This is a genomic window from Methylophaga thalassica (assembly GCF_030159795.1).
GTDB classification, from domain to species: domain Bacteria; phylum Pseudomonadota; class Gammaproteobacteria; order Nitrosococcales; family Methylophagaceae; genus Methylophaga; species Methylophaga thalassica.
This window is the reverse complement of the sequence record NZ_BSND01000002.1, coordinates 1-2998: the sequence shown is the minus strand read 5'-3', so window position 1 is coordinate 2998 and position 2998 is coordinate 1. Positions and strand designations below refer to the sequence as shown.

The window sequence follows — 2998 nt, the reverse complement described above, 5'->3', positions numbered from 1 at the left end:
GCTACAGCCCCAGGATGTGATGAGCCGACATCGAGGTGCCAAACACCGCCGTCGATGTGAACTCTTGGGCGGTATCAGCCTGTTATCCCCGGAGTACCTTTTATCCGTTGAGCGATGGCCCTTCCATTCAGAACCACCGGATCACTATGACCTACTTTCGTACCTGCTCGACGTGTCTGTCTCGCAGTCAAGCACACTTTTGCCATTGCACTAACCGCATGATGTCCGACCATGCTTAGTGTACCTTCGTGCTCCTCCGTTACAATTTGGGAGGAGACCGCCCCAGTCAAACTACCCACCATACACTGTCCCTCGCCCAGATAATGGGCGTAGGTTAGAACTCCAAACATACCAGGGTGGTATTTCAAGGACGACTCCACGATAACTAGCGTCATCGCTTCTACGTCTCCCACCTATCCTACACAAGTAGGTTCAAAGTTCAGTGCAAAGCTGTAGTAAAGGTTCACGGGGTCTTTCCGTCTAGCCGCGGGTATACGGCATCTTAACCGCAATTTCAATTTCACTGAGTCTCTGGTGGAGACAGTGTGGCCATCGTTACGCCATTCGTGCAGGTCGGAACTTACCCGACAAGGAATTTCGCTACCTTAGGACCGTTATAGTTACGGCCGCCGTTTACTGGGGCTTCGATCAAATGCTTCGCCTAAACTAACATCATCAATTAACCTTCCAGCACCGGGCAGGCGTCACACCCTATACGTCCTCTTTCGAGTTTGCAGAGTGCTGTGTTTTTAATAAACAGTCGCAGCCACCTGGTCATTGCAACCCCCTTCAGCTCCGTGAGCAAGTCACTTCACCTAACAGGGGCACACCTTCTCCCGAAGTTACGGTGCTATTTTGCCTAGTTCCTTCACCAGAGTTCTCTCAAGCGCCTTAGAATTCTCATCCCATCCACCTGTGTCGGTTTGGGGTACGGTTTGTTATTACCTGAAGCTTAGAGACTTTTCCTGGAAGCAGGGTATCAATCACTTCGCGCCTAATGGCACTCGTCGTCCTGTCTCAGCTTAGCCAAACGGATTTTCCTATTCAGCACGCCTACGCAGTTAAACCAACATATCCAACAGTTGGCTGACCTAACCTTCTCCGTCATCCCATCGCAGTAATAACAAGTACAGGAATATTAACCTGTTTCCCATCGACTACGCATTTCTGCCTCGCCTTAGGGGCCGACTCACCCTGCTCCGATTAACGTTGAGCAGGAAACCTTGGATTTTCGGCGAGGGGGCCTCTCACCCCCTTTATCGTTACTCATGTCAGCATTCGCACTTGTGATATCTCCAGCATGCTTCTCAACACACCTTCACAGACTTACACAACGCTCCTCTACCATGCGTGTAAACACGCATCCATAGCTTCGGTATATGGCTTAAGCCCCGGTACATCTTCCGCGCAGGCCGACTCGACTAGTGAGCTATTACGCTTTCTTTAAAGGGTGGCTGCTTCTAAGCCAACCTCCTAGCTGTCTGGGCCTTCCCACATCGTTTTCCACTGAGCCATAATTTTGGGACCTTAGCTGATGGTCTGGGTTGTTTCCCTTTTGACGACGGACGTTATCACCCGCCGTCTGTCTCCCGTAATTGCACTTCTCGGTATTCGGAGTTTGCATGGGGTTGGTAAGTCGGGATGACCCCCTAGCCCAAACAGTGCTCTACCCCCGAGAGTGAGATACGAGGCGCTACCTAAATAGCTTTCGAGGAGAACCAGCTATCTCCTGGCTTGATTAGCCTTTCACTCCGATCCACAGTTCATCTCCGCATTTTTCAACATACGTGAGTTCGGACCTCCAGTTAGTGTTACCCAACCTTCATCCTGACCATGGATAGATCGCCAGGTTTCGGGTCTAATCCATGCAACTAGTCGCCCTATTAAGACTCGGTTTCCCTGCGCCTCCCCTATTCGGTTAAGCTCGCTACATAAATTAAGTCGCTGACCCATTATACAAAAGGTACGCAGTCACAGAACAAGTCTGCTCCTACTGCTTGTACGCACACGGTTTCAGGTTCTATTTCACTCCCCTCAACGGGGTTCTTTTCGCCTTTCCCTCACGGTACTGGTTCACTATCGGTCGATAAGGAGTATTTAGCCTTGGAGGATGGTCCCCCCATGTTCAGACAAGGTTTCTCGTGCCCCGCCCTACTTGTCGCAAGCCTAGTACCATTAACGCATTTTCATGTACGGGGCTATCACCCTGTATCGCTAGCCTTTCCAGACTATTCCACTAATACGTTAATTATCACTTGCAGGCTGTTTCCCGTTCGCTCGCCGCTACTAGGGAAATCTCGGTTGATTTCTTTTCCTCCGGCTACTTAGATGTTTCAGTTCGCCGGGTTCGCCTCCTTAAGCTATGTATTCACTTAAGGATACTTACTAAAAGTAAGTGGGTTGCCCCATTCGGAGATCGTTGGGTCACAGCTCGTTTATCAACTCGCCAACGCTTATCGCAGATTTCTACGTCCTTCATCGCCTCTTATCGCCAAGGCATCCACCATGTGCGCTTATTCACTTGACCATATAACCCCAAATTAACTTGGTGTTACATGTCCATTCTTATTGCGACATAAGTTTTTCTTTACTTAGAATTTCACGCTGTATCACTACAGTATGTCATTCTGCCTTGTTACTTCTTTCCGTTTTGTTAAAGAGCAGTGTATAAACACTGAGTAACTTACTTATCAAATAAGCTAGTCAGTATGTATCACTTAAAGAGAAATAGTGGTGGAGCTACGCGGGATCGAACCGCGGACCTCCTGCGTGCAAGGCAGGCGCTCTCCCAGCTGAGCTATAGCCCCAGTATTCTGAGACGTCCATGGGTACCACATCACCCCAATCAAAGGGCTTTTTTCGTCATACAAGGCAAAAATCAATGAAGTTTGCATAGCAAATGAATTGATTTTTAACGAAGTAGGACGGAAAAAGTGGTGGGTCTGGGTGGATTTGAACCACCGACCTCACCCTTATCAGGGGTGCGCTCTAACCAACT

General features: G+C 49.1%; 1 tRNA gene and 1 rRNA gene. Both read right to left on the bottom strand.

The annotated features are described in order from the left end of the window. A 23S ribosomal RNA gene (locus tag QQL60_RS00030) occupies positions 1 to 2527 on the bottom strand; the annotation flags it as partial. Between the two features lie 204 nt (positions 2528 to 2731). Beyond that, positions 2732 to 2807 (bottom strand) — tRNA-Ala (locus tag QQL60_RS00025). Positions 2808 to 2998: the final 191 nt, after the last annotated feature.